This window comes from Streptomyces sp. P9-A2, assembly GCF_036634175.1.
Taxonomy (GTDB): domain Bacteria; phylum Actinomycetota; class Actinomycetes; order Streptomycetales; family Streptomycetaceae; genus Streptomyces; species Streptomyces pratens.
The window spans coordinates 2,201,696-2,228,096 of record NZ_JAZIFX010000001.1; the positions used below are offsets into that span (position 1 = coordinate 2,201,696).

Sequence of the window (26,401 nt, forward strand, 5' to 3'; positions counted from 1 at the left end):
GCGCGGGCGGCCTCGGCCTCTCTGTCTCGGCCGGGCACCGCGGTCACCCCATCGGGGGCGCGAGCAACCGCGACTGGTGGCCGAACCAGCTCGACCTGAGGATCCTCCGGAAACACCTCGCCATGGCCGACCCCATGGGCGAGGACTTCGACTACGCCGCGGAGTTCCGGACGCTCGACCTCGACGCCCTGGCGCGGGACGTCGACGAGGTGCTCACGACGTCGCAGGAATGGTGGCCGGCCGACTTCGGCCACTACGGGCCGCTCATGATCCGGATGGTGTGGCATTGCGCCGGGACGTACCGCATCGACGACGGCCGCGGTGGCGCGGGCGCCGGCATGCAGCGTTTCGCGCCGCTGAACAGCTGGCCGGACAATCGCAACCTCGACAAGGCGCGCCGGCTGCTCTGGCCGGTGAAGAAGAAGTACGGCCGCAAGATCTCCTGGGCCGACCTGATGGTCTTCGCGGGCAACCGCGCCCTGGAGACGATGGGCTTCACGACCTTCGGCTTCGCCGGCGGCCGGGCGGACGTCTGGGAGCCCGACGAAGACGTGTACTGGGGTCCCGAGCGCGCCTGGCTCGGCGACGAACGCCACAGCGGCGTCCGGAAGCTGGAGAGCCCTCTGGCCGCCGACCAGATGGGCCTCATCTACGTCAACCCGGAGGGACCGAACACCGTCCCGGACCCGCTCACCGCGGCCCGGGACATCCGCGAGACGCACCGGCGCATGGGGATGAACGACGAGGAGACCGTCGCGCTGATCGCGGGCGGCCACACGTTCGGCAAGACCCACGGCGCGGCCGACCCGGACGCCCACCTCGGCCCCGAACCCGAGGGCGCCCCCCTCGAGGAGCAGGGCCTGGGCTGGAAGAGCGGCTACGGCACCGGAAAGGGCGCGGACGCCGTCTCCAGCGGGCTCGAGGGTACGTGGACACCCACCCCGACGAGATGGGACAACAGTTTCTTCGAGACGCTGTTCGGCTACGAGTGGGACCTGGAGCTGAGCCCCGCCGGTCTGTGGCAGTGGATCCCGAGGGACGGCGGCGGGGCCGGTACCGTGCCGGACGCCCACGACCCCTCGACGACACACGCCCCGACGATTCTGACGACGGACCTCGCGCTGCGGTTGGACCCGGTCTACGAGCCGATCTCGCGGCGCTTCCTGGAGAACCCGGACCAGCTCGCGGATGCGTTCGCCCGGGCCTGGTTCAAGCTGACGCACCTCGACATGGGCCCGATCCGGCGCTACCTCGGACCGCTGGTCCCCCGGGAGACGCTGCGCTGGCAGGACCCGGTGCCCGCCGTGGACCACGAGCTCGTCGGGGTGGCGGAGATCGCCGCGCTCAAGAGCCGGATCCTCGCCTCCGGGCTGTCGGTCTCCCGGCTCGTCTCGACCGCGTGGGCGTCGGCCTCGACGTTCCGCGTCAGCGACAAGCGGGGCGGGGCGAACGGCGCGCGCATCCGCCTCGATCCGCAGCGGGGCTGGGAGGTCAACGAGCCCGACACGCTGGCACAGGTGCTGCGCGCCTTGGAGGGGATCCAGGAGTCCTTCACCAGCTCCCATACCGGGGACAAGAAGATCTCGCTGGCCGACCTCATCGTGCTCGGCGGAGCCGCCGCCGTCGAGCGGGCCGCCAGGACCGCGGGCCACGACGTCCGGGTCCCCTTCACTCCGGGACGCACGGACGCCACGCAGGAGTGGACCGATGCGGAGTCCTTCGCCCCGCTCGAGCCGACCGCGGACGGGTTCCGCAACTACCTCGGCACGGGCGACCGGCTGCCGCCGGAACACCTGCTGGTCGACCGCGCGAACCTGCTGAACCTGAGCGCGCCCGAGATGACCGTCCTCGTGGGCGGCCTGCGGGTGCTGGGCGCCAATCACCGGCAGTCGCCGCTGGGCGTCTTCACCTCGGCGCCCGAGTCGCTGACCAACGACTTCTTCGTGAATCTGCTCGACACGGGCACGGAATGGAAGCCGACATCCGCGGCCGCGGAAACCTTCGAGGGTCGCGACCGCGCCGGCGGCGAGGTCAAGTGGACCGGTAGCCGCGTCGACCTCGTCTTCGGCTCGAACTCCGAACTGCGTGCCGTCGCGGAGGTCTACGCGAGCGACGACGCACGGGAGAAGTTCGTGCGGGACTTCGTCGCCGCGTGGGACAAGGTCATGAACCTCGATCGGTACGACCTCGCTTGATCCTCCGTCGGAGCCCGGATGTCGGGAGAGGCGTCGTGACCGGTCAGCCGGTGTCGATCGGCGACGATCGATCGGAGCTGCTGCCGGCCCCGGCGCGACGCGGTGCAGTGCGGCCCCGCTCCTCCCAACGGTGGCACAACCGGTACGAACGGTGGCTGGTCGCGGACGAACGGCATGGGCCGGTCCGAACCGGTGCTCACCCTTGTTGCTGTGATTCGCCCAGCGTAGCGTGCTTCTTGAATACCGATTCTTCGCCCTTTCCGGTGTGATTCGTCTGAGGTGGCGCACTCTTTGACCACCGATTACAACCGGACAGCGAACGACACAAAAGAAGCGATTCCGAGGTCAATTCGGAGAACATTTTCCGGGCGGAGGTGGAACCGGCCGCGGCGTGCCGCCATCAGCGCGGCCGATGCGAAGTGGACACAGCGATTCGGGACAAGGAGAGTGAAGCCCCGATGACGACCGCGCAGGAGCGAGTCGACCTGCTGAACAAGATCGGGTTGGCCGCACAGAACAAAGCAGCACTGGGTCAAGTGCTGGGAACCGGAAGCATTGGGCAGGCCACCGAGGGATCGGACGGCCGCATGCAAGCCACCATTCGCATCAATCCGGATGAGCTGACCTGGGATCCCTCCATTCTGGTCATGCCCCATGGAGGCGATATCGAGCTCGAGCTCGTCAATGACGACCTGAACACGCACTGCGCGCTCCTGCCGAGCAATGGCGACCGGAAGTTCATCTGGTTGGTGAACCATTCGCGAGGACGGGCGACCCTCAACCTCGACGGGCCGGGCTACTACTGGTTCAGCTCGCCCACGGGCAACGACGAGGGCCGGGGGCTGACCGGGGCCATCGTCGTCATGGGGGACGCTCCGCCGGAGGCTCGCCTCGACCGCCCCGAACAGCCTCGGCCGTAGAAAGGAAGAGGCAATGACTGTTGCATACGTGGACGCGGGTGAGGCTGTCGACCAGGGAAACCTGAGCGGCAAGGTCGCGGGCGGGGAGGTCGCGCCGCCGGTAGTGGCCGGCGTCGACTACGAGCGCATACTCAATGCCCGCGAGGAACCCCAGAACTGGCTCACCTACTACGGCGCCTACGACGGGCAGCGGTACAGCCCGCTGGACCAGATCAACACGGAGAACGTCAAGCGCATCGGCCCCGCCTGGGTCTTCCAGGCCGGCACGACCGGCCTGATCGCGGGCGCGTCGACCTACTCGTTCGAGGCCGCCCCGATCGTCGTCGACGGGGTCATGTTCCTCTCCGGCTGGGACGGCTGGGTCTGGGCCCTTGACGCGAAGACGGGTGTGGAGATCTGGCGGTACAAGCATGCGGTCCCCTTCGACGTGTCCTTGTGCTGCGGGAACGTGAACCGTGGGGTCGCCGTGGCTCAGGGGAAGGTCTTCTTCGTCACGGCGAATGCTCGTGTGCTCGCGCTCGACGCCACCACCGGCAAGCGGATCTGGGACAGGACCTACGGAGACGTCCGGGCCGCGGAGAGCGCCACGGTCGCCCCGCTGGTCGTGAAGAACATGCTCATCGTCGGGAGTTCCGGCGGCGAGTTCGGCGTACGCGGTCACCTCGACGCGTTCGACCTCGAGACCGGCGAGCACCAGTGGCGCTGCTACACGGTGCCGAAGCCCGGGGAGCCCGGTTCGGAGACCTGGCCCGCCGAGGGCGAGGCCTGGGCACGGGGCGGGGCGAACTGCTGGGTCACCGGCACCTTCGACCCGGAGACGAACCTGCTGTACGTCGGCACCGGCAACCCGGCGCCCGACTTCGACGGAGGTGTCCGCGAGGGCGACAACCTCTTCACCGACAGCGTCATCGCCGTCGACGTGGACAGCGGCCAGATCCGCTGGCACTACCAGTGCACCCCGCACGACCTGTGGGACTACGACAGCATCGCCGAGTGCATCCTGTTCGAGCAGGGCGGGCGCAAACTGCTCGGGCACTTCGACAAGAACGGCTACTTCTTCGTCCTCGATCGCACGAACGGCGAGAGGGTCCGGATCACCCCCTTCGTGGACCGCATCACCTGGGGGGCGATCACGAGGGACGGCCAGGTGACGGCCAAGGTGTACCCGGACAAGGAGGGAGAACCGGTCCACTTCTACCCGGGTCCGGCCGGCGCCAAGGAATGGACCCATGCGGCCTACAGCCCGAAGACCGAGCTCTTCTACGTCCCCGTCCAGGACACCGGCGCCACGGCCACCCGGCGGCGCCGGGAGTTCAAGGAGAGCATTCCGTACTGGGGCGCGGGCGTTCAGGTGGACATCGAGGACATGGCGGGGTCCATCAGCGCGTTCGACGCCGACGGCGAGGAGAAGTGGCGCTGGCGCAACGAACTCCCGATGTGCGCCTCGGTGCTGGCCACCGGCGGTGACCTGGTGTTCGCCGGGGAGCCCTCCGGGGAGTTCAACGCGCTCGACGCCCGCACCGGGGAGCTGCTGTGGCAGTTCCAGTGCGGAAGCGGCCACCACAGCAACCCGACCACCTACGTGGTCGACGGCAGGCAGTACATCGCCGTGCCGGTCGGTTGGGGCGGATGGGCCGAGGGGTTCCTCCCCGGCATGCTCGGCGCGGGGCACGGAAGCGCCCTGATGGTCTTCGCCCTCCCTGAGTCGTCGTAGCGCGTGACCGGAGCCTGCCGCAATGCGGACCGTGAGGAGGTGAATCCATGGAGTCCCAGCTCGCTGTGTGGGAGACCCCCGAGTTCGACGAGATCGGAGTCGCGGCCGAGGTGACCATGTACGTGGCTCGGTTGGAGGACGAGTGACGTGGGGCGGCGCCGGACCAGGTCCGGCGCCGCCCGAGGACTCGGGACGGCCACGGACGGCCGGGCCGGTGACGGACCCGGATCTTCAATGAACGGAGTGCCGGCGTGTTGCTGCGGGTGCTGGGCTCGGCGGCGGGGGGCGGCTCCCCGCAGTGGAACTGCGGGTGCCCGGTGTGCGCCGCGGTCCGCTCCCGGGCCGGCCTCGCGCGCACCCAGTCGTCGGTCGCGGTCAGCGCCGAGGGCCGCCGGTGGTTCCTCATCAACGCCTCGCCCGACGTCCGTACCCAGATCGAGGCCTTCCCCGGCCTGCACCCGCACGCCGACCGGACGACGCCGCTGGAGGCGGTGCTGCTCACCGACGCCGAGCTGGACCACACGCTGGGCCTGCTTCTGCTGCGCGAGGCCCGCGCCCTGCGGCTGTACGCCACACCGGCGGTGCGCGAGACCCTGTGTACCGGCTCGGGGATTCTGCGCACCCTCGAGCGCTACTGTCCGGTCGAGTGGCGGGCGGTGAGCCCCGGCACCGACCTCGCCCTGGCGGACGGGCTGTCCTGCCGAGCGTTCGACGTTCCCACCGTCAAGCGCGATCGGTTCGGAGCCGGGGTGGACCACGGCCGCGTCGTGGGCTACCGGCTGACCGACGAGCGCAGCGGGGGGACGCTGGTGTACCTGCCAGGGGTGCAATCGCTGACGCCGGCGCTGCGCGTGGAGATCAAGGGCTGTGCATGCCTGCTGATCGACGGGACCTGCTGGCGCGACGACGAGCTCGTACGGCTCGGCCTGGCCGGCAGGACGTCCCGGGAGATGGGCCACCTGCCCATCGACGGCCCGGACGGCAGCCTGGCGCAGCTCCCGTCGCTGGGCGTGGGGCGGACGGTCTTCGTGCACATGAACAACACCAACCCGATCCTCCTGGAGGACACGCCCGAGCGACGTACCGTGGAGGAGAGCGGCATGGAAGTGGCCATGGACGGCCTTGAGATCCAGGTGTAGAGCCATGACGACAACCACCACGGGAACCAGTGCCGACGGCTTCGTCGAGACGTTGCGGTCCCACTCGCGCCAGTACCACGACCAGCACCCGTTCCACGTCCGGATGAACGCCGGCCGGCTGAGCCGCCGGCAGATCCGGGGCTGGGTGGCCAACCGCTTCTACTACCAGGAGAACATCCCCCGCAAGGACGCCGCGATCCTTTCCAACTGCCCCGACCTCGAGGTCCGCCGCCGCTGGATCCGACGGATCGTCGACCACGACGGTACCGCCGCCGGCGAGGGTGGTATCGAGGCGTGGCTGCGCCTCGGCGAGGCCGCCGGGCTGACCCGCGAGGAGGTCCAAGGCCACCGGCGCCTGGTACCCGGGGCGCGGTTCGCCGTCGACGCCTACGTGAACTTCGCCCGGACCCGCCCGTGGGTGGAGGCGGTGGCGTCCTCGCTCACCGAGCTGTTCGCGCCCGACCTGATGGCGGCGCGGCTGGCCGCGTTCGAGCGGTGGTACCCGTGGATCGACCCCGAGGGCCTCGCCTACTTCCGCGCCCGCCTGGAACAGGCCCCCCGCGACTGCGAGCACGCCCTCGAGGTGGTCACCGCGCACTGCCTCTCCGCCGAGTCCCAGGCGCGCGCCGTCGACGCGCTGTCGTTCAAGTGCGACGTCCTGTGGAGCCTGATGGACGCCGTCGACCAGGCCTACCCGGAGTGACCACCATGGACCCGACCCCTACCGGAACGCCCCAGACCGGGACCATCACCCGACCCGGCGTCGGGGTGTCCGGCTCAGACCGGCCCCGGTTGGCGCGCCATGTCCGGCTGACCTTCTGCCGGACCAGGCAGCGTCAGATCCTGCAGCTCCCCGAGACGGTGGTGGTTCTGAACGGCAGCGGCGCGGACATCCTCGAGCTGTGCGACGGGCGGCACACCGTGGCCGAGATCGTGGCCGAGCTGGGCGCGCGCTACCGGACCGTCCCCGACGACGAGGTGCGGCAGTTCCTGACCCGGCTCGTCGCCCGGCGCTGGGTGGAGCTCTCCGATGGATAGCCCGTTCGGGTTGCTCGCCGAGCTCACCTACCGCTGCCCGCTGGCCTGCCCGTACTGCTCCAACCCGCTGAACCTGGCCGGCTACCAGGACGAGCTGGCCACCGACGAGTGGCGGCGGGTGCTGGTCGAGGCCGGTGAGCTGGGGGTTCTGCAGTGCCACCTGTCCGGCGGGGAACCGCTGCTGCGGCGCGATCTGGTGGAGATCGTGGCGGCCGCCCACGACCTGGGCCTCTACACCAACCTCATCACCAGCGCCCTCGGGCTCTCGCGTCCGAGGGCCGAGCAGCTGCGGGCCGCCGGCCTGGACCATGTACAGATCAGCATCCAGTCCGACGATCCGACCCTGTCCGACCGGATCGCCGGGACCCCGTCCTTCCAACGCAAGATCGAGGCGATGGGCGTGGTCAAGGAGCTGGGCTGGCCGCTCACCATGAACGTGGTGCTGCACCGGCTCAACATCGACCGCGTCGCCGACGTGCTCGGGCTGGCCGAGGAGGTGGGCGCCGACCGGGTGGAGCTGGCCAACACCCAGTACTACGGCTGGGCCTGGCGAAACCGTGACGCGCTGCTGCCGAGCCGGGCCCAACTCGAGGCGGCCGAGGCCGTGGTGCGGGCCGCCCGCGAGCGGTTGCGGGACCGCATGGACGTCATCTACGTCCTCCCCGACTACTACAGCCGCTATCCGAAGCCCTGCATGGGCGGCTGGGCCTCCCGGCAGCTGACCGTGACGCCGAACGGCGACGTCCTGCCCTGCCCCGCCGCTCATTCCCTGCCGTTGCCGCGGGCCAGCGTGCGGGAGGACTCGCTGGAGCGGATCTGGGCCGAGTCCCCGGTGATGACCGCGTTCCGGGGGACGGACTGGATGCCGGAACCCTGTCGGAGCTGCCCCCGGCGGGAGCTGGACTTCGGAGGGTGCCGCTGCCAGGCGTTCCTGCTCACCGGCGACGCCGCCCGCACCGACCCGGTCTGCCACCTGTCCCCCGACCACGACCTGGTCGCCCGGGCGGTCGAGGCCGCCAACGCCGACTCGCGGGCCGACGATCTTCCGCTGATCCCCCGCCCGCACCGGGTTCGCCGGCCGGCCCTCCACCCGGGTGGAGAGGGCCGACCCGCTCCCAGGGTTGAGTGAGCGGGCTAGCCGAACACGAACGGCAGCGCCACAGCAGCGATGATCAAGGTGATCCCGCTCAGCAGGTCCGAGCGGATCCGGATGAGGCGCGCCGCGGCCCGCCCGAGCCTCAGCCCGATCAGCGACATCACCGCCGTCATGACACCGAAGACGGCGGCCGAGAACCACGGCGAGAGCCCGAGGATCCCCAGGCTCGCTCCGGCGACCAGATTGTCCAGGCTCAGCGTCAACGGGATGCCGAACAGCGCCCACGGGTGGTCCAACTCGTCCGGCTCGGGGTTGCGAAGGGCCGAGATGACGAGGTACAGACCGTACCCGCCGAGCGCGGCCGCGCCCACCAGCTCGGCGACGCCCCCGACGGACTCCCCGATCCGGCGACCGATCAACAGCCCGGCCAGGGGCATGATCGCGTCCCACAGCCCGAAGGTCAGTGCGACCTGCATCGCGCGCTTCAGACCGAACGGGACGGTGCCGAGCGCGATCGATACCCGGAAATTGTCAAGACTGAGTACGAAACCCAGGACCAGTATTTCCCAGATCATGGCGACGTCGCTGCCCGATGACGCCCGACGCGGGCAGGAATGATTCTGCCTCGGCTAGCATTCGCCATACTAAAGATGCTATCTCGGATGGTCCGCGAAATAAACCCGGTCAGCCGAGTTCCGGAAGTTTCTCGACACTACTCGCCCAACGTTGGCCCACAGGCTTGCCAGGGCGCCTGACGAGCATATTCGCGGTGGTCCGTCCGCTGCACCGCGCGGGGCTCGCCACCTCGCCATGGTCCGCTCCCGCACACACTCCCGCATCAACGGAAATCCGCCGGAGCCAGGAGCCGCTCTCTGACGAGCCGACGGTCCCGGACAATGGAATCGTAGGATCCCACCATTGCCGTTCATCGTTTCAGCATTCAACAATACGTCGCGAACTCCATCCCGGACAGTTGTTCAGAACAGTTCATGATGTTGCTTACTGATGTGTTTCCCAGGAGAAGCGTCAGCAATTCCGTACCCACACGGAAGGACCCATGCCACTTGCTTACTGACTTTCAAAGCGTGGTGCCGGAGGGCTGACGGCCCGTGATCACTGCGGTATGCCGAGTTCCGCGCGTGGGTGTCAGGGGCGTCGTGCGGGCGGCTGCCGGCGCAGGACGCGGGCGAGCCAGTCGGTGCGGGTGCGGCGGGCTGTGGCAGAGATACGCGCCTGCGGGTACAGGGCGTCGAAGCCGTGGAAGCCACCTGCCCAGACGTGGAGTTCCGCCTGGCCACCCGCCGTCCAGATGCCGCCGGCATAGGCGATGCCCTCGTCGCGGAAGACCTCGGCGGAGCCGGTGTCGATATTAGGTGGTCGGCAGGCCTGAAAGATCGTCCGACAGTGCGGGTGAGACGTACGTGTGATCTTGTTCCACTTTGACGGACACCGTTGGTGTGGTGGTCAGGCTGCGCGCGGTCTCGTACTCGGCGGGACCGAGGTAGCCGAGGCTGCTGTGCAGTCGGCGCAAGTTTTCCTCCGCCGGCAACCCCTATGGCCGCCCCGGAATCCTGAAGGGCGGCCATAGGGGTTGCCGCGCTGGGCGCAGCCTTGTTTTGATGCTGAACCCAGCTCATGACGCCTCCCCGCACGCACGAAACTACGGAACGTCATTGCGCTGCTGCCTGGCGGCCTCCCTCCGGGCATGGGCGAAGTGCTCGGCGGCGCACACGGCCGACCGGCTCACCGCCGACGTGGCACCGGGCCCGGGCGGGGCTTCCGTGTCGAGGCCAGGACCACCGCGGTCACCCTGCGTACCACGCCCGGCCACAGGGGATCGATCAGAGGAAGTCGGCGGTGTCCAGATCGATATCGAAGGGGGCCGGGAGGGGCAGGGGCTTGCCCAGGGGGCGGGTGCAGACCTCGCGGTAGTCGTCCCGCTCGGGGGCGCTGAACAGCGTGATCGAGGAGGCCTCTCGGTCGACGAGGAGGCAGAGGGGGATGCCACCTCGGGCGTAGCAGCGGCGTTTGGTCTCGCGGTCGGCCCGGGGCCTGGTGGACGTCACCTCCAGCACCATCGCTACCCCCTCGCAGGGCATCCATGAGTCGGCTTCCAGGTAGAGCTTCAGTTCGGCAGGAGCGAAGGTGCCGTCCGGGATCACGCGGTCCTTCGGGCAGGCACCACCGCTCTTCAGTCGGAGGCCCTTGTTCCCGGAGTAGTCCATGTCGATTCGGGAGTTCCTGATCACCTGCTTCATCAGCAGGTTGATGTAGTGCTCGTGCTCCCCGTCCGGTGGCGGTGTCACGACGATCTCCCCCTCGATCAGCTCCGCCCGGAAACCTTCCGGGGTGTCCAGGGCGAGAAAACCCTCCAGCAGGACGTCTTCCTGCGTGAGCGGCTCGTGGGCCATGGCAGTCATGTCACGCCCCTCCTTCTGTCGCCCGTCAGACTGGGACATCGGCTGATCACCTGTCCGTGGTGTCGGGAATCGTCCACTCGATCGTGGCACAGGAGCACGGTCCTCGTCAGATGCCACGGCCACTCGCTTGACCCTGCCGCGACGTCAACGTCTCTACTGGGGGCATGCGGATCGGAGAACTCGCCACGGCCGTCGGTGTCACCACGCGGGCCGTACGGCACTACCACCATCTGGGGCTGCTGCCGGAGCCGGAGCGGCGGGCCAACGGGTACCGGGACTACACGCTGCGGCACGCCGTCGTGCTGGCTCGGATCAGGCGGCTGACCGAGCTGGGGCTCGGGCTGGCCGAGGTGCGGGACGTGCTCGCGGACGACGCCGGCAAGGACCTCGTCGAGGTGCTGACCGAGCTGGACGAGGACCTGGCGCGGCAGGAGGCGGCGGTCCGGGAGCGTCGGGCGCGGCTGCGGGCGCTGCTGGAGACGGAGGGCGGGCTGACCGACGTAGGGCCGGTCTCCCCCGAACTGGCCGCATTGTTCCGGGAGATGCCGGATGTGTCCGGCTCCCCTATGGCCGCCAAGGATCGGGAGATGCTCGCGCTGATCGAGACGACGGCGACCCCGGAGGAGCGGGAACGGTTCATGGGTGCGTTCAGCGGGGCGATGGGCGCCCCGGGCGGGATGGAGCAGGCGCTCGCCGCCTACGCGCTGCTCGACGAACTCGCCGACGCCGCACCGGACGACCCCCGCGTGGACGAGGCCGCCCGCGCCCTCGCCGAGTGCCTGCCCGCCGGCCTGCTTCCGGAGGGGGCGTCGCTCGACCAGGACGACAGCTTCCTGCGCGCCATGTACGCGGACTTTCCCCCGGCCCAGGCGGAGGCGGTCCGCCGGACCCTGCGGATCGTCATGGAGGGCGGGCGGTCATGAGGGTTGTCAGAGGCGGCCGGGTTCTCGCCCGGCACGAGCTGCGGCTGATGGTGAGCCTGGCGCTGTGGCTGGCGCGGCGGACGCACGGCGTCGGGGGCGGGACGGCCTTCGGGTACGCGCGGGGACACGGCGCGATCATGTTCGGGTTCGCCTTCGTGTGCGTGGTCGAGACGGTGGTGATGTCCGTGCTGCTGCTGGCCTGGCCGACCGTCCACGCGGTGGTGCTGTTCCTGGACGTGTACACCGTCGTGTTCGTCGTCGCGCTGCATGCCGCGAACGTCGTACGGCCCCACGTCCTGGACCCGGACTCCGGCACGCTGCGGATTCGCGGGGCCGTCCACGTCGATCTGCGGATACCGCTGGAGCGGATCGCCTCCGTACGGCGTGAGCTGCGGATGAGCCATGAGCGGGCCGAGGGGGAGCTGAACGTCGAGGTCGGTTCGCAGACCACCGTCACGCTGGAACTCACGGAGCCGGTCACCCACGTCACCTTCTTCGGGCGGCGCCGGGAGGTCCGCGTCGTACGGTTCCACGCCGACGCGTCCGACGCCCTGGTCCGGGCACTGGCGACGGGGCGCCGGGAGGCGGAACAACGGGCCGCTCAGGCGTAGGGGCCCGGCACCGTACCCTGACGGCTGAGTTCTACCGTGAGGAGCAACGCGTGCTTGTCCTGCTGCCGCCGTCCGAAGGCAAGGCCGCTTCCGGCCGCGGCGCCCCGCTGAAGCCTCAGTCCCTGTCGCTGCCGGGGCTGGCCGGCGCCCGGGAGGCCGTGCTCGCCGAGCTGGTGGACCTGTGCGCCGCCGACGAGGAGAAGGCGCGCGAGGTGCTGGGGCTGAGCGAGGGGCTGCGGGGCGAGGTCGCGAAGAACCTGGAGCTGCGGACCGCCGGGGCCCGGCCCGCCGGGGAGATCTACACCGGGGTGCTGTACGACGCCCTGGACCTCGCCTCCCTCGACCCGGCCGCCCGGCGCAGGGCCGCCCGCTCGCTGCTGGTGTTCTCGGGGCTGTGGGGCGCGGTCGCGGTCACCGACCGGATTCCCTCCTACCGCTGCTCGATGGGCGTACGGCTGCCGGGGCTCGGGGCGCTGGGCGCGTACTGGCGTACGCCGATGGCCTCGGCGCTGCCGGAGGCGGCCGGTGACGGCCTGGTGCTGGACCTGCGGTCGGCCGCGTACGCGACGGCGTGGAAGCCGAAGGGGGAGGTGGCCGCCCGTACGGCGACCGTGCGGGTGCTGCACGCGCCGACCCGGAAGGTGGTCAGCCACTTCAACAAGGCGACCAAGGGGCGGATCGTCCGCGGTCTGCTGACGGACGGGGCCGCGCCGGAGGATCCCGCCGCGCTGGTCGAGGCGCTGCGGGACCTCGGGTACGTGGTGGAGGCGCGGGCGCCGGGCCGTGCGGGGACGCCGTGGGCGCTGGACGTGCTGGTGGACGAGGTGCGCTGACGGCCACCGAAAACCCTGCGCGTTGCATCCTCCGCAACACCCTTTGCGCAGGATGCTTCGCCGGGGGCAGGATGACGCCATGAGCTCACCCCTGCCCTCCGCTCCCCTGCCCCCGTCGGCCCCCGCCCCCGTTGCCACCGCCACTGCCGCTGCTGCCTCTGCCTCTGCCTCTGCTGCGACCGCATCCGTGCTGGATCTCGCGCCCGTCATACCGGTGGTCGTGGTCGAGGACGCCGCCGACGCCGTGCCGCTGGCGCGGGCGCTGGTCGCCGGTGGGCTGCCCGCGATCGAGGTGACCCTGCGGACGCCCGCCGCCGTGGACGCCCTCCGCGCGATCGCCGCCGAGGTGCCGGACGCGGTGGTCGGGGCCGGCACGGTGATCACACCGGGGCAGGTGCGCGAGGTGGTGGCGGCCGGGGCACGGTTCCTGGTCAGTCCGGGCTGGACGGACGTCCTGCTGGAGTCGATGCGGGCGTCCGGGGTGCCTTTCCTGCCGGGGGTGTCGACGGTCTCGGAGGTCGTGGCGCTGCTGGAGCGCGGGGTGCGGGAGATGAAGTTCTTCCCGGCGCAGGCAGCGGGCGGCACCGCGTATCTGAAGGCGATCGCCGGGCCGCTTCCCCAGGCCCGCTTCTGTCCGACCGGAGGGATCGGCCCGGACTCCGCGCCGGACTACCTCGCGCTGAAGAACGTCGCATGTGTCGGCGGGAGCTGGATGCTCCCGGCGGACGCGGTGGCGGCGCGCGACTGGGCGCAGATCGAGCGGCTGGCCCGCGCGGCGGCGGGGCTCAGCGCAGGTGGGACGTCTCGTTGAACAGCCGGACGCTGGCGTTGCCGTCGGCGTAGTACGCCACCGCCGAGAGCGAGGCCGCCGACAGTTCCATCCGGAACAGGGCCTCGGGCGGGGCGCCCAGGGCCAGCCGTATCAAGGTTTTGATCGGTGTCACGTGGGTGACGAGCAGGACCGTGCGGCCGGCGTACGCGGCGGTGAGCTTGTCCCGGGTGGCGGCGACCCTGGTCGCGGTGTCCGCGAAGCTCTCGCCGCCGCCGGTGGGCTCGGCGTCCGGTGAGGAGAGCCAGGCGTTCAGGTCGTCGGGGTGGCGTTCGCGCACCTCGGCGAAGGTGAGGCCCTCCCACGCGCCGAAGTCGGTCTCGCGCAGCCCCTCCTCCACGCTGACCTCCAGGCCGAGCCGGGCGGCGACGATGCCGGCGGTCTCGCGGGTACGGGCGAGGGGGGAGGCGACGACGGCCTGGACGGTGCCGCGCCGGGCGAGCGCCTCGGCGGTCCTCTCCGCCTGCTCGCGGCCGACGTCGGAGAGGGAGGGGTCGCTGCCGCCGCTGCCGGAGAACCGTTTCTGGGGTGTCAGCGGGGTCTCGCCGTGCCGGAGGAGCACGAAGGTGGCCGGCGGGCCCATGTCGGCGGGCGCCCAGCCCGAGGAAGGGGTGGCGGCCGGTGCCGACCCGGTACGGGGGGCGGCGTCCGTCTCCGTGCCGGGGGCGGCCACGGCCTGCGCAGCCCGTACATCAGCGGCGGTTTTTCCCGCGGGGGCGTTGCTCACACCGGCACCGGTGCCACCGGTTCCCCGCACGCCCGACTCCGTAGCGCCCGACTCCACGGCGGAGGCGGAGGCAGCGGATGCAGAAGCCGAGGCCAGCGCCGCGCGGGCTCGTGCCGCACCGGCGGCCGCGTCCCCGGGCGGCCCGGACGACTGGGACGGATCGGGTGCCATCGGCCGTGCGACCGGTGTGTCCGGCGCGGCACGCGAGGCCGACGCGCTCCTTCCCCGATCTCTCAACTCCGTTCGAGCAGGGGAGACCCCAAGTTCACCCCGCTGCCCCGCGTCCATCGCCTCGTTCGCCAGGCGGTCCGCGTGCTTGTTCCGCTCCCGCGGAATCCACTCGTACGTGACCCGGCCCGGCGGAAAGACGCGTGCCGCCTCGGCCGCCAGCGGTTTCATGGCGGGGTGCTTGATCTTCCAGCGGCCCGACATCTGCTCGACGACGAGTTTGGAGTCCATCCGGACGTGGACCGCGGCCTGCGGGTCCAGCTCGCGGGCGGCCCGCAGGCCGGCCAGCAGACCCGAGTACTCGGCGACGTTGTTCGTGGTGGTGCCGAGGTACTCGGCCGCCTCCGCCAGGGTCTCCCCCGTCGCCGCGTCACTGACCACGGCCCCGTAGCCGGCGGGTCCCGGATTGCCCCGCGATCCGCCGTCCGCCTCGATGATGAACTCCCGCACCGGGAAAACCTCTCAGATCTCCTTGTAACCCGTCGGACCCCTGGGGCCCGTCGGACCCCCTCGGATCCCCTCGGATCCCTGGGACCCCCTACAGCCCCGAATCCGACGTGCGGACCAGGATGCGGCGGCAGTTCTCGCAGCGCACCACGGTGTCGGGCGCGGCGTGGCGGATCTCGTTCAGCTCGGTGATGGCGAGTTCCTGGCGGCAGCCCTGGCAGGTGCGGGCGTACAGCTTCGCCGCGCCGACGCCGCCCTGCTGCGCGCGCAGCTTCTCGTACAGCTTGAGCAGGTCCGCGGGGACGGATACGGCGACGACTCCGCGCTCCTTGGTGACCGTGGCGATCTCGCCGTCGATCTCCGCGCAGGCCGCGTCCCGGCGGGCGGTCGCGTCGTCCATCCGCGACTGGACGGAGGTGACCCGCTCGGCCAGTTCACCGGCCCGCTCCTGCGCGGACTCGCGGCGCTCCATGACCTCCAGGACGACGTCCTCGAGGTTGCCCTGGCGCTTGGCGAGGGAGGCGATCTCGCGCTGGAGGTTCTCCAGGTCCTTGGGCGAGGAGACGGCGCCGGAGTCGAGGCGCTTTTGGTCGCGGGCGGCGCGCTGGCGCACCTGGTCCACGTCCTGTTCGGCCTTGGTCTGCTCGCGGGCGCAGTCGCTCTCCTCGGTCTGCGCGGCCACGTGCAGGTCACGCAGCTGGGCGAGGTCCCGGGTCAGCGACTCGATCTCGGCGTGCTCGGGGAGCGACTTCCGCTTGTGCGCGAGCTGCTGGAGACGGACGTCGAGATCCTGGAGGTCGAGGAGTCGGATCTGGTCGGCGGGCTCGGCGTTCAGTTGGGGGCTCCAGAGGTATCGGTGTCGGAGGAGGCCGCGTGGGCGGTCCAGGGGTCGGTGACCGTGGCGGAGACATGGACCCGCAGGCCCCATCCGTGACGGTCGGAGATCGTGTCGAGCTGGGCCGCGGCCAGTTCGCACCACGGCCACTCGGTGGCCCAGTGTGCCGCGTCGAGCAGCGCGGGAGGCCGGCCGGCGGCATGCTCCGCCGCGAACTCCGACGCCGGGTGGTGGCGCAGGTCCGCGGTGAGGTAGGCGTCCACGCCGGCCGCCCTGACGTGGGCGAAGAGGCTGTCGCCGGAGCCGCCGCTGACGGCGACCGTCCGCACGAGCGCTTCGGGGTCGCCGGCGACGCGGATGCCCTGGGCGGTGCGGGGCAGGCGCTCGGCGGCGCGGGCGGCGAGCTCGCGGACGGTCAGCGGGTGGTCCAGTTCGCAGACGCGGCCGAGCCCGCGGCGGCCCTCGGGGTCCGTGGTGTCCGGCACCAGCGGCCGGACGACGCGCAGGTCCAGGGCGCCGGCCAGGGCGTCGCTCACACCGGGGTCGGCCGTGTCGGCGTTGGTGTGGGCGACGTGCAGCGCGATGTCGTTCCTGATGAGCGTGTGCACCACACGGCCCTTGGAGGTCGTGGCCGCGACGGTGGTCGTGCCGCGCAGATAGAGCGGGTGGTGGGTGACGAGCAGGTCGGCGCCCAGCTCCACCGCCTCGTCGACGATCTCCTGGACGGGGTCCACCGCGAACAGGACCCGGCCGACCTCCTGGTCGGGGTCGCCCGTGACGGTACCGACCGCGTCCCAGGACTCGGCCCGCTCGGCGGGCCACAGGGTCTCCAGCGCGGTGATGACTTCAGACAGACGGGGCACAACGCAAGGCTACCTGCCCGTATGGCGCGGCAGTACCGGAGCGGGTACGGGAACCGTGCCCGCTCACGGCCTGCACATACGCCTCCGCCTCCTCAGGCGAATCGTTCCTGGAACACCCTTATGTGTGAAGCGGGGTCCAGTGGGTCTCCCGTCCGCGCGTACGAAAACTACGTTCGTCGCCGGAGGTGACCGAACGATGACGACGATGACGATGCGTGCGATCGAGCCTTCCACGGGCCGGGAGGTTCCGGATCGCGGGGTCTCGGATCGCGGGGTCTCGAGTCACGAGGGCACCGGGCACGAGGGCACCGGGCACGAGGAGAGGATGGCGGCGGTGGCGGTGGCGGCGGCGCCGTCACCGGGTTGTGTCCTCAGCGCCGACGGTTCCTACGGCGCGCGCCTCGCCCGCGAGGGCGAGTCCCCGTTCCCGGAGCGCTGGACCCTGAACGGCCCCGAGCCCTACGCGGTGCCGCTGCGCACCGATCAGCCCGAGGAGCCCGGCACCGAGGTACAGCCCATGGGCGACGGGCGGGTCCTCATCCACCGACTGGCGGCCGGGAGGCACGCGTTCTCCCTGCTGTACCCGACCGGTTCCGGCACCGGCGAGGTGGCACTCGGTGCGGTCGCGTGCCCGGACGGGGGAACCCGGCTGAGGCTCCTGCCGCCCGCGCCGTGCGGGCGGCGGGCGTACGCCGTCGCCCTGGGCCCGCGGTCGACGGCCCTGTGGCTGGTGGCGGGCGGCGCCTTCGGGCCCGAGCGCGTCGCCGAGATCCCGGGCCGCTGCTCGGGCGGGACGTGGCTGGACCGCGCCGGCCGGATGCTCTCCCTGGACCGGGAGACCGGCGGGCGCACCAAGGCGGTCGTCGTGGACCTGGAGCGTGGGGGCGAGGTGTCGCCGTTGCTGCAGCTCACCGAGGAGAGCGACGACCGGGTCCTGCTCGCCGACCCGGACAGCGGCCTGCTGCTGATCCGCTCGGACGCGTCCTCGCCGGGGCAGGGCCGGCTGGGCTGGGGGGTGCTGGGCAGCATGCTGCCGGTGCGCTTCCCCGCGTGCCTGCGGCTGCCGGACTGCGCGGTCACACCGTTCGCGATCCAGCCCGGCCAGGCGCTGACGCCGGAGGGGTGCGCGGTGGCGCTGCGCGTCGACGGGCCACTGGGCAGTTGGGTCGGGGTGTGGCGGCCGGCCCAGCGGCAACTGCACCATCTCCCGGCGCCCGAGGGGTGGTTGGCCGGCAGTGGGCTGTGGACGGCGGACGGGGTGCTGCGCCTGCCGTGCGCCACCCCGGTGATGCCGTGCGGGGTGGCCGTACTGAACCCGCCGGGGCCGAACCCGCCGGGGCCGAAACGGCAGTCGGAGCAAGACCGGAAGGAGGACCGGGAGGGCTCCTCCAGGAAGCCTGAACAGCCCTCCCTCGAAGGGGAGTCCACGACTCCGGCCGAACCGCCCGCACCGGCCGCACCCCGTCCCGTCCCCCTGCAACAGGCGCCCCTGGGACGGCTTGTAACGAAGTAGTGGCAGTCTGCGTGGTCGCCTGGATCCACCCCCCAACCCCCCGGTTAAAATCGCCCGGTTGCAAGAAAGATCATGTTTACGGGGTGAGTTTTCCGATGAACGATGCGAGCACCGACCAGCCGCAGACCGTCGACGGCGGGCAGACCGCCGTCGGGCACGGCAAGCACCGCGGACCGGTGTCCCGGCAGGACGCCACGACGGCCCCTCGCGGCCGCCATCGGAGGCCTGTCGGCGAGAACGAGCGCGTGGAGTCGGCTGCCTGACGTCACGCCAGGTACACACTCGGACGCCGAGTGGACAGCCGAACGGCCCCGTTCGTCGTGGACGAGCGGGGCCCTTCCGTGTCCGCATCCGTGCCGCCGCCAAGGCCTCGACGGGACCCCGGTACGGCCGTCCGCGCCGTCCGCGCCGTCCGCGCCGTCCGCGCCGTCCGCGCCGTCCGCGCCGTCCGTCGCACCAGGATCGTCACGGGCCGCGGAAACCCGCCGGTCCCGGCACGCGTTCCCGCACGGCGTCCCCTGCATGGCCCAGCCCTTGCACAAGCCCAGCCCTCGACCACCGCGAAGACTCCCACGTCGGGGTGGAACATACGCCCCGACAGGGACATACCACCACATCCGCCCTAAGCTTCCCACGTGAACGAGATGCCCGTGGACCACCGGCCCGCCAAGTCCGTACGGGTTCTGCTGGCGGAGGACGGCGGGACGGCGCACGGGGCGCTGGCCTTACTACTCCGGATAGAGCCGGACCTCGAGGTCGTCGCCCAGGTGGCGGCGGGGGACGCGGTCCTGGACGCGGTGCTCGCCCACCGCCCCGACGTCGCCCTCCTGGACATCGAACTGCCCGGCATGAGCGGCCTGGACGCCGCCGCCGTGCTGCGCGACCAGGTACCGGACTGCCGGGTGCTGATCCTCGCCACGTCCGGCCGTCCCGGCCATCTGCAGCGGGCCATGGCCGCGGGAGCCGCCGGTTTCCTGGTCAGGGACGGTTCGGTGGGCGAGCTGGCCTCGGCGATCCGCCGGGTGCTGACCGGGGAGACGGTGATCGACCCCGTCCTGGCCGCCGCGGCCCGGAGCGCGGAACCCCCTCCCCTCACCCCCGTCGAGTGCGCCGCCCTCGACGCCGCGGCGCACGGCACACCGCTCGCCGACCTGGCCGCCCGGCTCCACCTCTCCGAGGCCGCCGTCACCGCCCACCTCGCCGGCGCCCTCGCCAAGACCGGCACCCCCACCCCCACCGAGGCACTGCGCGAGGCCCGCAGACTGGGCTGGGTCTGAGCGCCGGTCGATCAGCCCGGCCGGCCGCCGATCGCCGGTCACCGGCTGGTCGGTCGATCCGCCCCTCCACCCGCTCATCCATCCATCCACCCGCTTGTCCACCCGTCCGTCCACCCGTCCGTCCACCCGCCCGTCCGCCCGTCCGCCCGTCCGCCCGTCCAGGAACTCAGTGGGCCGCCGCGGCCTTTCGGGGCAGCCACAGCCACATCAGGACCAGGCCGACGGCCAGGATCGCCGTTCCGGTGCGGAAGGCCAGGGCGTAGCCCTCGGTCAGGGCCTCCGGAGTGGTGCTGCCTCCCGTACGGGCCGCCGCGAGGGTCGACAGGACGGCCAGACCGAGCGAACCGCCCATCGTGCGCGAGGTGTTGATCAGGCCGGAGACCAGGCCGGCCTCCTCCGGCGCGGTGCCGGAGGTGGCGAGTGCGGCAAGGGGGGTTCCGGCGAGGCCCCCGCCCAGCATCATCAGGATGCCGGGGAACATGATCGCCGTCAGGTACGCGCCGTCGGCCGTCATCGTCGACTGCCAGACGAACCCGGCCAGCGCGACGAGCGTGCCGAGCACGGCCACGGCACGTGCTCCGGCGGCGCGCATCAGCCGGGGCGCGGCCTTGGAGCCGACGACCACGGCGAGCGAGCTGGGCACCAGGGCGAATCCGGCCTCGAGCGGGGTGTAGCCGAGCACGTTCTGGGCGTAGAGGGTCATGAAGAACCACATGCAGAACATGGCGGCGCCGTTCAGGAACATCGCCGCGTTCGCCGACGACACCGACCGCACCCGGAGCAGTCCCAGCGGCATCAGCGGGGCCTTGGTCCGCGCCTCTACGAGGAGGAACAGGGCGATGAGGGCGAGTCCGGCGCACAGCGGCACCAGGGTGGGCGGCGCCGTCCATCCCTCGGCCTCGGTCTGGGAGATGCCGAAGGCCAGGGTGGCGAGGCCGGCCGTCACCAGCAGCGCGCCGGGCAGGTCGAGCCGCCGTCCGTCCCCGGCCCGGCCCTCTGCCAGCCACCAGGCCGCCCCGGCCAGGACCAGCACCCCGATCGGCACGTTGATCAGCAGCACCCAGCGCCACGACAGGGTGTCCGTGAGCACTCCGCCGACGAAGCCGCCGGCCGCGCCGCCGCCCGCGCCGACGGCGGTCCAGGTCGCGATGGCGCGGGCCCGCGCGGGGCCCTCCAGGACCGCCGAGGTGACTATGGTGAGGGTGGACGGCGCCAGGACCGCGGCCCCGAGTCCTTGTACCGCCCGCGCCAGCAGCAGCTGCCAGTCCTCCTGGGCCAGCCCGCCCGCCAGGCTGGCCAGGGTGAACAGGCCGAGGCCGACGAGGAACATCCGCTTGCGCCCGTAGAGGTCACCGGCGCGTCCGCCGAGCAGCATGAACCCGGCGAAGGCGATGGCGTACGCGTTCACCACCCACTGCAGGCCCTGCTCGCTGAGCCCGAGGCCGGTACGCATCGACGGCAGCGCGACGTTGACCACGGAGACGTCGAGCACGACGAGGAACTGCCCCAGACACGCGAGCGCCACCGCCAGCCAGGGGGGCGGGGTGCGGCGACGGGGTGGGCGGGCGGTGAGGGCGGCGTCCGGGGCTCCGAGCATGGGTGCCATGGTCTCAACCGTCCGGTGCTCCTTGCATCGGGATTTCGCCGGGCGGGTCCTCCGTCTTCCGTCCTAGGGCGATCAGGAAGGAGCCCGCACCCGCCGGCGTCCCGCAGGATGGTCCGGCGGCCCTCGACGGCCCGCGACGGCCCAAGGGTTGGTCAAGAAATCGTTAGTGTGCCGAAGCATCGGAATAGTTGCCCCGGCACACAGGTTTCGTACGCACGTATCCGGCACCCCATGTCCCGTACGGACTGTCCCGTACCGACCTCACGCTTCGGCCTGGAGGCCCTTTTCCATGACCCAGTCGACGAACGGCCGTCCCGCGGGCGGAGCGGACGGAGCCGACGTAGCGGGCAGAGCCGTGGTCCCGGTGCTCGCCTTCGCGGGCATCGTCGTCGCGGTGATGCAGACCCTGCTCGTCCCGGTGATCAAGGATCTGCCCCGCCTGCTGGACACCACGCCCGGCGACGCCACATGGGTCCTGACGTCGACGCTGCTGTCCGGTGCCGTCGCCACGCCCATCATGGGCCGCCTCGGCGACCTCTACGGCAAGCGGCGCATGCTGGTCGCCAGCCTCTCGGTCATGGTGGCCGGCGCCCTCGTCAGCGCGCTCACCAGCGACCTGCTGCTGATGATCGCCGGCCGTACCCTCCAGGGCGTCGCGATGGGTGCGATCCCGCTCGGCATCGGGCTGATGCGCGACATGCTGCCGCCGGAGCGGCTGGGCTCCGCGATGGCGCTGATGAGTTCCTCGATAGGCGTCGGCGGGGGTCTCGCGCTGCCCGCCGCCGCGCTGGTGGCCCAGAACTCCGACTGGCACGTCCTCTACTTCGGCGCCGCCGGCCTCGGTGTCCTCGCCATCGCCCTCACCCTGACCCTCGTACCGGAGTCACCGGCACGGGCGCCCGGCACCTTCGATCTGCCGGGCGCGCTGGGGCTGTCCGCCGGCCTCGTCCTCTTCCTCCTGCCGCTCACCAAGGGCGGCGACTGGGGCTGGACGTCCGGGACCACGCTCGGCCTGTTCGGGGCGGCGGTCGTGGTGCTCCTGCTCTGGGGTGTGATGGAACTGCGGGTGCCCGCACCCCTGGTGGACCTGCGCACCACCGCCCGCCGCGAGGTCCTCCTCACCAACCTCGCGTCGATCATGATCGGCGTCTCCTTCTTCGTCATCTCCCTGGTGCTGCCCCAGCTGCTCCAGCTCCCCGCCTCCACCGGGTACGGCCTCGGCCGGTCGATGGTGGTGGCGGGTCTGTGCGTGGCGCCGCTGGGCGTGACGATGATGTTCACGGCGCCCGTCTACGCCCGGTTGTCCGCCCGCTACGGCCCCAAGGTCACCCTCGTCCTGGGCCTGTCGGTCATCGGGGCCGGTTACGCCGGCGGTCTGGGTCTGCTGGACGCGGTCTGGGGAGCCGTCGTCATCTCGGTCGTCATCGGCGCGGGCATCGGTCTGGCCTACGCCTCCCTGCCCGCCCTGATCGTCGGCGCGGTCCCGGCCTCGGACACGGGCGCGGCCAACGGCCTCAACACCCTGATGCGCTCGATCGGTACGTCGATGTCGAGCGCGGTCGTCGGGATGGTGCTGGCCAGTACGGCGAACACGGTGGGCGGGGTGGAGATCCCGAGCATGCACGGCTTCCGCCTCTCCTTCATGATCGCGACGGCGGCGGTGACCGTGGGCCTGGTCCTGGCCCTGTTCATCCCCGGCCGACGTCCCTCGGACACCCTGCGGCTGCGCGCGAGCAGCGAGGAGGACGCCAACCTGGAGCGCGCGGAGCAGGCCCTGCGCGAGCCGGTCCCGGCCTGACCGCCGGACCGGCGTCGCCCTCCTTCCCCGGTACTCCTTCGCGTCGCTCCTCGCCGCGCCCATGCCGTCCCCCTGGCAGTACCCCTGCCGTACCGCACGGCGGGCGGTACGGCAGCATGGGCACCCCAAGACATGCGTCCAGGACATGCGCTCAGGACATGCGCCCCAGGCCATGCATCCAGGACACACGACCGAGAGGACGCCGGACCGATGCCCGCTCCGACTCCGACGCCGCCGCCGAACCCCCCGGCACCGGGGCCCGAGATCCTGGCCGCGTTCGAGGCGGCGAAGGGCTTCATGCCCGTCGGCGAGGGGCTGGCCCTGTACGCGGCGGCGGCCGAGGCGGGACGGCTGGGCCTCCCCCTGCTGGAGGTCGGCACCTACTGCGGCCGCTCCACGATCCTGCTCGCCGGTGCCGCCCGCGAGGCCGGGGTCACCGCGCTCACCGTGGACCACCACCGGGGCAGCGAGGAGCAGCAGCCGGGCTGGGACTACCACGATCCGGAGACGGTCGACCCCGAACTGGGCGTGATGGACACCCTCCCCGCCTTCCGCCGCACGCTCCACCGGGCGGGCCTGGAGGACCACGTGGTCGCCCTGGTCGGCCGCTCCCCCGAGGTCGCGGCCCTGTGGAACTCCCCCCTCGCCCTGGTCTTCATCGACGGCGGCCACACGGACGAGCACGCCACGGCCGACTACGAGGGCTGGGCCCCGCACGTCGCCGAGGGCGGTCTCCTCGTCATCCACGACGTCTTCCCCGACCCCGTCGACGAGTTCACCGGCCAGGCCCCGTACCGCGTCTACCTCCGTGCCCTGGCTTCCGGCGCCTTCACGGAACTCCCGGCGACGGACTCGCTGCGCGTCCTGCGCCGTACCGGAGACGGGATCTGAGGCGGAGGCCACCCGTCCGGACGATCAGGGCGATGGCGGGTGCGGACGGCCGTTAGGGTGACTGCGTGTCGTACACAGGACCCGACTTCGATCCGCCGCCGTCCCGCCGCTTCCGGCGTGGACCGCTGACCGTGGCGCTCGCCGCGCTCGTGCCGGGCGCGCTGCTCGGCTGGGCCGTCTACGCGGCCGTGGGCGGGTCGGGGGACGACGGGGGCGACGCGAGCACGTCCGCCGGAGCGTCCGCCTCGGCTCCGGCCTCCTCCCTGCCACCGTCCTCCCCAGGCACCCCGTCGCCCAGCGGGTCCGACGAGCCGGACGAGTCGGACGGCAAGAAGCCGAGCACCTCCCCCGGCTCCACATCCCCCTCCGCGTCCGTGCCCGCCGGGACCGGGCCACTCAAGGGGAAGGTCGTGGTCATCGACCCCGGGCACAACCCGGGCAACTTCCAGCACACCGCCGAGATCAACCGCCAGGTGAACATCGGGACGAACTCCAAGGAGTGCGACACCACCGGCACGTCCACCGACGACGGTTTCAGCGAGGCGAAGTTCACCCTGGACGTCGCCCACCGGATGCGCGCGCTCCTCGAGGGGCAGGGCGCCACGGTGAAGCTGACGCAGGACGACGACCGGCCGTTCGGGCCGTGCATCGACGAACGGGCGCGGATCGGCAACGAGGCGAAGGCGGACGCCGTCGTGTCGATCCACGCGGACGGTTCGGGCACCGGGAACCGCGGTTTCCACGTGATCCTTCCCGGGCCCGTGAACTCCGGCGCCGCCGACACCCGGGCCATCGTCGAGCCGTCCCGCGAACTCGGTGAGCGCGTCGCGGGCAACTTCGTACGCGCCACCGGCAACGGGCCGTCCAACTACGTGGGCGGCGGCACCGGTCTCGTCACGCGTAAGGACCTGGGCGGTCTCAATCTGTCAACGGTTCCCAAGGTGTTCATCGAGTGCGGCAATATGCGCGATAGCAAGGACGCGGCACTTCTGACCAGCGGTGCCTGGCGGCAGAAGGCGGCGCAGGGAATCTCCGAGGGAATTGTGAGTTTCCTGCGCGGGTAGGGGTAGACGGGCTGATCCGGGCGAACAGCCCGATCGTGCGGACGATAGTGTCGTCCGCACGATGAGGGGTCACCCCCGCGCTTCACACCGGGCCCCGAGGGCGACGGGGTGACAGCGACGCCTCTGCCGACGACGAGACGACCGAGAAGGACCTGAAGTGAATATCCGCTCCCTCACTCGAGGCGACGGCGTGGTGATCGGAGCAGCGGTACTGCTGTTCATCGCGTCGTTCCTCGACCTCTACTCGATCGACGGCGCCCCCGACGACATCATCCCCAGCCTGTGGAGCAGCGGCCCGGTCGTGCTCGGTGTCGTACTGGCGGGCATCATCGGCGCGGCGCTCGTCGTCGTGTCCCGCGGGCTGCCGCAGCCGCCGAAGGTCGCGGGGCTCGACCTCGGCCAGTTCGGCGTCGCGTTCACGGTCTTCGCGGCCTGGAGCGCACTCGGCAACATCTTCGACCCGGCCGGCGGCGCCAACAACGTCACCACCGGTTCCTCCTCGGACGGACCCGACTCCGGTATCGGTCTGATCCTGGCCCTCGTCGCGACGCTGGTCATGGCCGCCGCCGCCGTCGCCACCCCGCTGGTTCCGGCCCTCAAGGGCTCGCTCGTACCGGCCGCCCGTCCCGCCGCCCCGCAGCCCTACGGCGCCCAGCCGCCCGGTGCTTACGGTTACCCGGGTGCGCAGCAGGCCGGCTTCGGCGGCCAGCCGCAGCCGGGCCAGCCCGGTCAGTCGTACCCCGGCCAGCAGCCCGGTCAGCCGGCCGCGCCGCCCTCGGCCGACTTCTCGCCGTTCTGGTTCGCCGTGCCGGTGCCCCGGCCGCTGTTCCCGGAGGACGGTTCGCAGACCCCGATCGCCGAACTGGCCCCCGGCACCTGGTACCTGGCCGTCGAGCAGCGCGGTCCGGCCCTCGTCGCCCAGACGCAGGACGGCCGTCGCGGTGTCCTCCAGGACACCTCGGGCATCCAGCGCGGCTGACCCGCTCCACAGCGCACGGCCCCTCGCCCTTGTGGGCGAGGGGCCGTTGTCGTAGGGGCGACACCCGTGCGGACGACCCACCGGCCGGGTTTCAATCGCGGTTTCGGGGCCAGACGGACACCATGTCCCCACGAACTCGCAGTGGTTCCAGCTCCGCAGGGACGGCCGTCGCGGTGATCGCGGACATCATGGCCGCCATTCTCGGACTCTGGATTCTGATGTACCTGTTGGACGCCAACCGGGCCAATGAACTGGTCCAGTTCGTCCATGACGCGGCCAACTGGCTGGCCGGCTGGTCGCGTGATCTGTTCACCTTCGACGAGGACTGGGCCCGGGTGGTCGCCGGATACGGTCTGGCCGCCGTGGTCTACCTCTTCATCGGCCACGCCCTCGCCAACAGCCTCCACCGACGCTGACCCACACCCCGCACGGGCCCCCGCCCCTCCACCCACAAC

26 protein-coding genes and 1 pseudogene are annotated in these 26,401 nt (G+C 71.5%); 20 read left to right on the forward strand and 7 right to left on the reverse strand.

Annotated features, from left to right (window positions below):
* The first annotated feature begins 50 nt into the window (after nt 1-50).
* The 8 genes from katG (at nt 51) to pqqE (ending at nt 8,135) form a co-directional block, all read left to right on the forward strand.
* On the forward strand, nt 51-2,195 hold the full coding sequence (gene katG, locus V4Y04_RS09940) for a catalase/peroxidase HPI (protein ID WP_332432774.1): 2,145 nt from the start codon (nt 51-53) through the stop codon (nt 2,193-2,195).
* A 458-nt stretch (nt 2,196-2,653) separates the two neighbouring features.
* Nucleotides 2,654-3,115 carry an MSMEG_3727 family PQQ-associated protein gene (locus V4Y04_RS09945; protein WP_332427104.1) on the forward strand — a complete coding sequence of 154 codons (462 nt, stop codon included), beginning with the start codon at nt 2,654-2,656 and terminating at the stop codon, nt 3,113-3,115.
* Between the two features lie 13 nt (nt 3,116-3,128).
* On the forward strand, nt 3,129-4,829 hold the full coding sequence (locus tag V4Y04_RS09950) for a PQQ-dependent dehydrogenase, methanol/ethanol family (protein ID WP_332427105.1): 1,701 nt from the start codon (nt 3,129-3,131) through the stop codon (nt 4,827-4,829).
* A 47-nt stretch (nt 4,830-4,876) separates the two neighbouring features.
* The gene (gene pqqA, locus V4Y04_RS09955) at nt 4,877-4,975 is read left to right on the forward strand and encodes a pyrroloquinoline quinone precursor peptide PqqA (RefSeq protein ID WP_109382866.1); all 99 of its coding nucleotides are present in this window, start codon (nt 4,877-4,879) and stop codon (nt 4,973-4,975) included.
* Nucleotides 4,976-5,080: 105 nt separating this feature from the next.
* The gene (gene pqqB, locus V4Y04_RS09960) at nt 5,081-5,968 is read left to right on the forward strand and encodes a pyrroloquinoline quinone biosynthesis protein PqqB (RefSeq protein ID WP_332427107.1); all 888 of its coding nucleotides are present in this window, start codon (nt 5,081-5,083) and stop codon (nt 5,966-5,968) included.
* A gap of 4 nt (nt 5,969-5,972) precedes the next feature.
* Nucleotides 5,973-6,671: a pyrroloquinoline-quinone synthase PqqC gene (pqqC, locus tag V4Y04_RS09965; protein WP_332427109.1), complete on the forward strand. Its 699-nt coding sequence runs from the start codon at nt 5,973-5,975 to the stop codon at nt 6,669-6,671.
* Between the two features lie 5 nt (nt 6,672-6,676).
* Entirely contained in the window at nt 6,677-7,006 is a 330-nt protein-coding gene (pqqD, locus tag V4Y04_RS09970) for a pyrroloquinoline quinone biosynthesis peptide chaperone PqqD (RefSeq protein WP_332427111.1), read from the forward strand.
* Nucleotides 6,999-8,135, forward strand: coding sequence for a pyrroloquinoline quinone biosynthesis protein PqqE (gene pqqE, locus V4Y04_RS09975; RefSeq protein WP_332427113.1), 1,137 nt, complete (start codon nt 6,999-7,001; stop codon nt 8,133-8,135). The genes pqqD and pqqE overlap by 8 nt, the downstream gene beginning before the upstream one ends.
* A 5-nt stretch (nt 8,136-8,140) precedes the next feature.
* Here the strand turns inward: pqqE and V4Y04_RS09980 are convergent, their stop codons facing one another.
* The 3 genes and pseudogenes from V4Y04_RS09980 to V4Y04_RS09990 form a co-directional block, all read right to left on the reverse strand.
* Nucleotides 8,141-8,677: a manganese efflux pump MntP gene (locus tag V4Y04_RS09980; protein WP_332427115.1), complete on the reverse strand. Its 537-nt coding sequence runs from the start codon at nt 8,675-8,677 to the stop codon at nt 8,141-8,143.
* A 571-nt stretch (nt 8,678-9,248) separates the two neighbouring features.
* A pseudogene (locus tag V4Y04_RS09985) lies at nt 9,249-9,522 on the reverse strand (alpha/beta hydrolase); the annotation flags it as partial.
* A 421-nt stretch (nt 9,523-9,943) separates the two neighbouring features.
* Nucleotides 9,944-10,522 carry a Uma2 family endonuclease gene (locus V4Y04_RS09990; protein WP_332427116.1) on the reverse strand — a complete coding sequence of 193 codons (579 nt, stop codon included), beginning with the start codon at nt 10,520-10,522 and terminating at the stop codon, nt 9,944-9,946.
* 164 nt (nt 10,523-10,686) lie between these two features.
* On the opposite strand from V4Y04_RS09990, the gene V4Y04_RS09995 reads away from it, so the two are divergent.
* The 4 genes from V4Y04_RS09995 to V4Y04_RS10010 all read left to right on the forward strand — a co-directional run bounded on the left by V4Y04_RS09995 (nt 10,687) and on the right by V4Y04_RS10010 (nt 13,700).
* Nucleotides 10,687-11,445, forward strand: a complete 759-nt coding sequence (locus V4Y04_RS09995) for a MerR family transcriptional regulator (protein WP_332427118.1) — start codon at nt 10,687-10,689, stop codon at nt 11,443-11,445.
* A complete protein-coding gene (locus tag V4Y04_RS10000; RefSeq protein ID WP_332427119.1) occupies nt 11,442-12,056 on the forward strand; it encodes a hypothetical protein in 615 nt (204 codons plus the stop codon). Before V4Y04_RS09995 ends, V4Y04_RS10000 begins: the two co-directional genes overlap by 4 nt.
* Nucleotides 12,057-12,106: 50 nt before the next feature.
* Nucleotides 12,107-12,889, forward strand: coding sequence for a peroxide stress protein YaaA (gene yaaA / locus V4Y04_RS10005; RefSeq protein WP_332427120.1), 783 nt, complete (start codon nt 12,107-12,109; stop codon nt 12,887-12,889).
* 79 nt (nt 12,890-12,968) lie between these two features.
* Nucleotides 12,969-13,700, forward strand: coding sequence for a bifunctional 4-hydroxy-2-oxoglutarate aldolase/2-dehydro-3-deoxy-phosphogluconate aldolase (locus V4Y04_RS10010; protein ID WP_332427122.1), 732 nt, complete (start codon nt 12,969-12,971; stop codon nt 13,698-13,700).
* Here V4Y04_RS10010 and V4Y04_RS10015 read toward each other — a convergent pair.
* From V4Y04_RS10015 to V4Y04_RS10025, 3 genes are all read right to left on the reverse strand, one after another.
* Complete coding sequence (locus tag V4Y04_RS10015; RefSeq protein WP_332427123.1) at nt 13,675-15,123, reverse strand: bifunctional RNase H/acid phosphatase; 1,449 nt, start codon at nt 15,121-15,123, stop codon at nt 13,675-13,677. The two genes, V4Y04_RS10010 and V4Y04_RS10015, sit on opposite strands and share 26 nt — an antisense overlap.
* Nucleotides 15,124-15,211: 88 nt before the next feature.
* A complete protein-coding gene (locus V4Y04_RS10020; RefSeq protein WP_332432775.1) occupies nt 15,212-15,955 on the reverse strand; it encodes a zinc ribbon domain-containing protein in 744 nt (247 codons plus the stop codon).
* Nucleotides 15,952-16,818, reverse strand: coding sequence for a Nif3-like dinuclear metal center hexameric protein (locus V4Y04_RS10025; RefSeq protein ID WP_332427124.1), 867 nt, complete (start codon nt 16,816-16,818; stop codon nt 15,952-15,954). Before V4Y04_RS10025 ends, V4Y04_RS10020 begins: the two co-directional genes overlap by 4 nt.
* Nucleotides 16,819-17,143: 325 nt before the next feature.
* Here V4Y04_RS10025 and V4Y04_RS10030 point away from each other — a divergent pair, with 325 nt between their 5' ends.
* From V4Y04_RS10030 to V4Y04_RS10040, 3 genes are all read left to right on the forward strand, one after another.
* Complete coding sequence (locus V4Y04_RS10030) at nt 17,144-18,331, forward strand: hypothetical protein (protein ID WP_332432776.1); 1,188 nt, start codon at nt 17,144-17,146, stop codon at nt 18,329-18,331.
* A 95-nt stretch (nt 18,332-18,426) separates the two neighbouring features.
* Nucleotides 18,427-18,594, forward strand: a complete 168-nt coding sequence (locus V4Y04_RS10035) for a hypothetical protein (RefSeq protein ID WP_332427125.1) — start codon at nt 18,427-18,429, stop codon at nt 18,592-18,594.
* 381 nt (nt 18,595-18,975) lie between these two features.
* Complete coding sequence (locus V4Y04_RS10040) at nt 18,976-19,608, forward strand: response regulator transcription factor (RefSeq protein WP_332432777.1); 633 nt, start codon at nt 18,976-18,978, stop codon at nt 19,606-19,608.
* Between the two features lie 166 nt (nt 19,609-19,774).
* On the opposite strand, the gene V4Y04_RS10045 is transcribed toward V4Y04_RS10040, so the two are convergent.
* Entirely contained in the window at nt 19,775-21,214 is a 1,440-nt protein-coding gene (locus V4Y04_RS10045) for an MFS transporter (RefSeq protein ID WP_332427126.1), read from the reverse strand.
* A gap of 289 nt (nt 21,215-21,503) precedes the next feature.
* Here V4Y04_RS10045 and V4Y04_RS10050 point away from each other — a divergent pair, with 289 nt between their 5' ends.
* The 5 genes from V4Y04_RS10050 (at nt 21,504) to V4Y04_RS10070 (ending at nt 26,362) form a co-directional block, all read left to right on the forward strand.
* On the forward strand, nt 21,504-23,012 hold the full coding sequence (locus V4Y04_RS10050; protein ID WP_332427128.1) for an MFS transporter: 1,509 nt from the start codon (nt 21,504-21,506) through the stop codon (nt 23,010-23,012).
* Nucleotides 23,013-23,222: 210 nt separating this feature from the next.
* Nucleotides 23,223-23,903, forward strand: a complete 681-nt coding sequence (locus tag V4Y04_RS10055; RefSeq protein ID WP_332427129.1) for a class I SAM-dependent methyltransferase — start codon at nt 23,223-23,225, stop codon at nt 23,901-23,903.
* A 65-nt stretch (nt 23,904-23,968) separates the two neighbouring features.
* A complete protein-coding gene (locus V4Y04_RS10060; protein WP_332427131.1) occupies nt 23,969-24,967 on the forward strand; it encodes an N-acetylmuramoyl-L-alanine amidase in 999 nt (332 codons plus the stop codon).
* Nucleotides 24,968-25,124: 157 nt separating this feature from the next.
* Nucleotides 25,125-25,946 carry a DUF5336 domain-containing protein gene (locus tag V4Y04_RS10065; protein WP_332427132.1) on the forward strand — a complete coding sequence of 274 codons (822 nt, stop codon included), beginning with the start codon at nt 25,125-25,127 and terminating at the stop codon, nt 25,944-25,946.
* Between the two features lie 122 nt (nt 25,947-26,068).
* The gene (locus V4Y04_RS10070; RefSeq protein ID WP_332427133.1) at nt 26,069-26,362 is read left to right on the forward strand and encodes a hypothetical protein; all 294 of its coding nucleotides are present in this window, start codon (nt 26,069-26,071) and stop codon (nt 26,360-26,362) included.
* Nucleotides 26,363-26,401: the final 39 nt, after the last annotated feature.

Coding starts and splice junctions, on each gene's coding strand:
- V4Y04_RS09945 (WP_332427104.1), top strand. CDS start 2,654: ATGACGACCGCGCAGGAGCGAGTCGACCTGCTGAACAAGATCGGGTTG.
- V4Y04_RS09950 (WP_332427105.1), top strand. CDS start 3,129: ATGACTGTTGCATACGTGGACGCGGGTGAGGCTGTCGACCAGGGAAAC.
- pqqA (WP_109382866.1), top strand. CDS start 4,877: ATGGAGTCCCAGCTCGCTGTGTGGGAGACCCCCGAGTTCGACGAGATC.
- pqqC (WP_332427109.1), top strand. CDS start 5,973: ATGACGACAACCACCACGGGAACCAGTGCCGACGGCTTCGTCGAGACG.
- pqqD (WP_332427111.1), top strand. CDS start 6,677: ATGGACCCGACCCCTACCGGAACGCCCCAGACCGGGACCATCACCCGA.
- pqqE (WP_332427113.1), top strand. CDS start 6,999: ATGGATAGCCCGTTCGGGTTGCTCGCCGAGCTCACCTACCGCTGCCCG.
- V4Y04_RS09980 (WP_332427115.1), bottom strand. CDS start 8,677: ATGATCTGGGAAATACTGGTCCTGGGTTTCGTACTCAGTCTTGACAAT.
- V4Y04_RS09990 (WP_332427116.1), bottom strand. CDS start 10,522: ATGACTGCCATGGCCCACGAGCCGCTCACGCAGGAAGACGTCCTGCTG.
- V4Y04_RS09995 (WP_332427118.1), top strand. CDS start 10,687: ATGCGGATCGGAGAACTCGCCACGGCCGTCGGTGTCACCACGCGGGCC.
- V4Y04_RS10000 (WP_332427119.1), top strand. CDS start 11,442: ATGAGGGTTGTCAGAGGCGGCCGGGTTCTCGCCCGGCACGAGCTGCGG.
- V4Y04_RS10010 (WP_332427122.1), top strand. CDS start 12,969: ATGAGCTCACCCCTGCCCTCCGCTCCCCTGCCCCCGTCGGCCCCCGCC.
- V4Y04_RS10030 (WP_332432776.1), top strand. CDS start 17,144: ATGGCGGCGGTGGCGGTGGCGGCGGCGCCGTCACCGGGTTGTGTCCTC.
- V4Y04_RS10035 (WP_332427125.1), top strand. CDS start 18,427: ATGAACGATGCGAGCACCGACCAGCCGCAGACCGTCGACGGCGGGCAG.
- V4Y04_RS10040 (WP_332432777.1), top strand. CDS start 18,976: ATGCCCGTGGACCACCGGCCCGCCAAGTCCGTACGGGTTCTGCTGGCG.
- V4Y04_RS10045 (WP_332427126.1), bottom strand. CDS start 21,214: ATGGCACCCATGCTCGGAGCCCCGGACGCCGCCCTCACCGCCCGCCCA.
- V4Y04_RS10050 (WP_332427128.1), top strand. CDS start 21,504: ATGACCCAGTCGACGAACGGCCGTCCCGCGGGCGGAGCGGACGGAGCC.
- V4Y04_RS10055 (WP_332427129.1), top strand. CDS start 23,223: ATGCCCGCTCCGACTCCGACGCCGCCGCCGAACCCCCCGGCACCGGGG.
- V4Y04_RS10070 (WP_332427133.1), top strand. CDS start 26,069: ATGTCCCCACGAACTCGCAGTGGTTCCAGCTCCGCAGGGACGGCCGTC.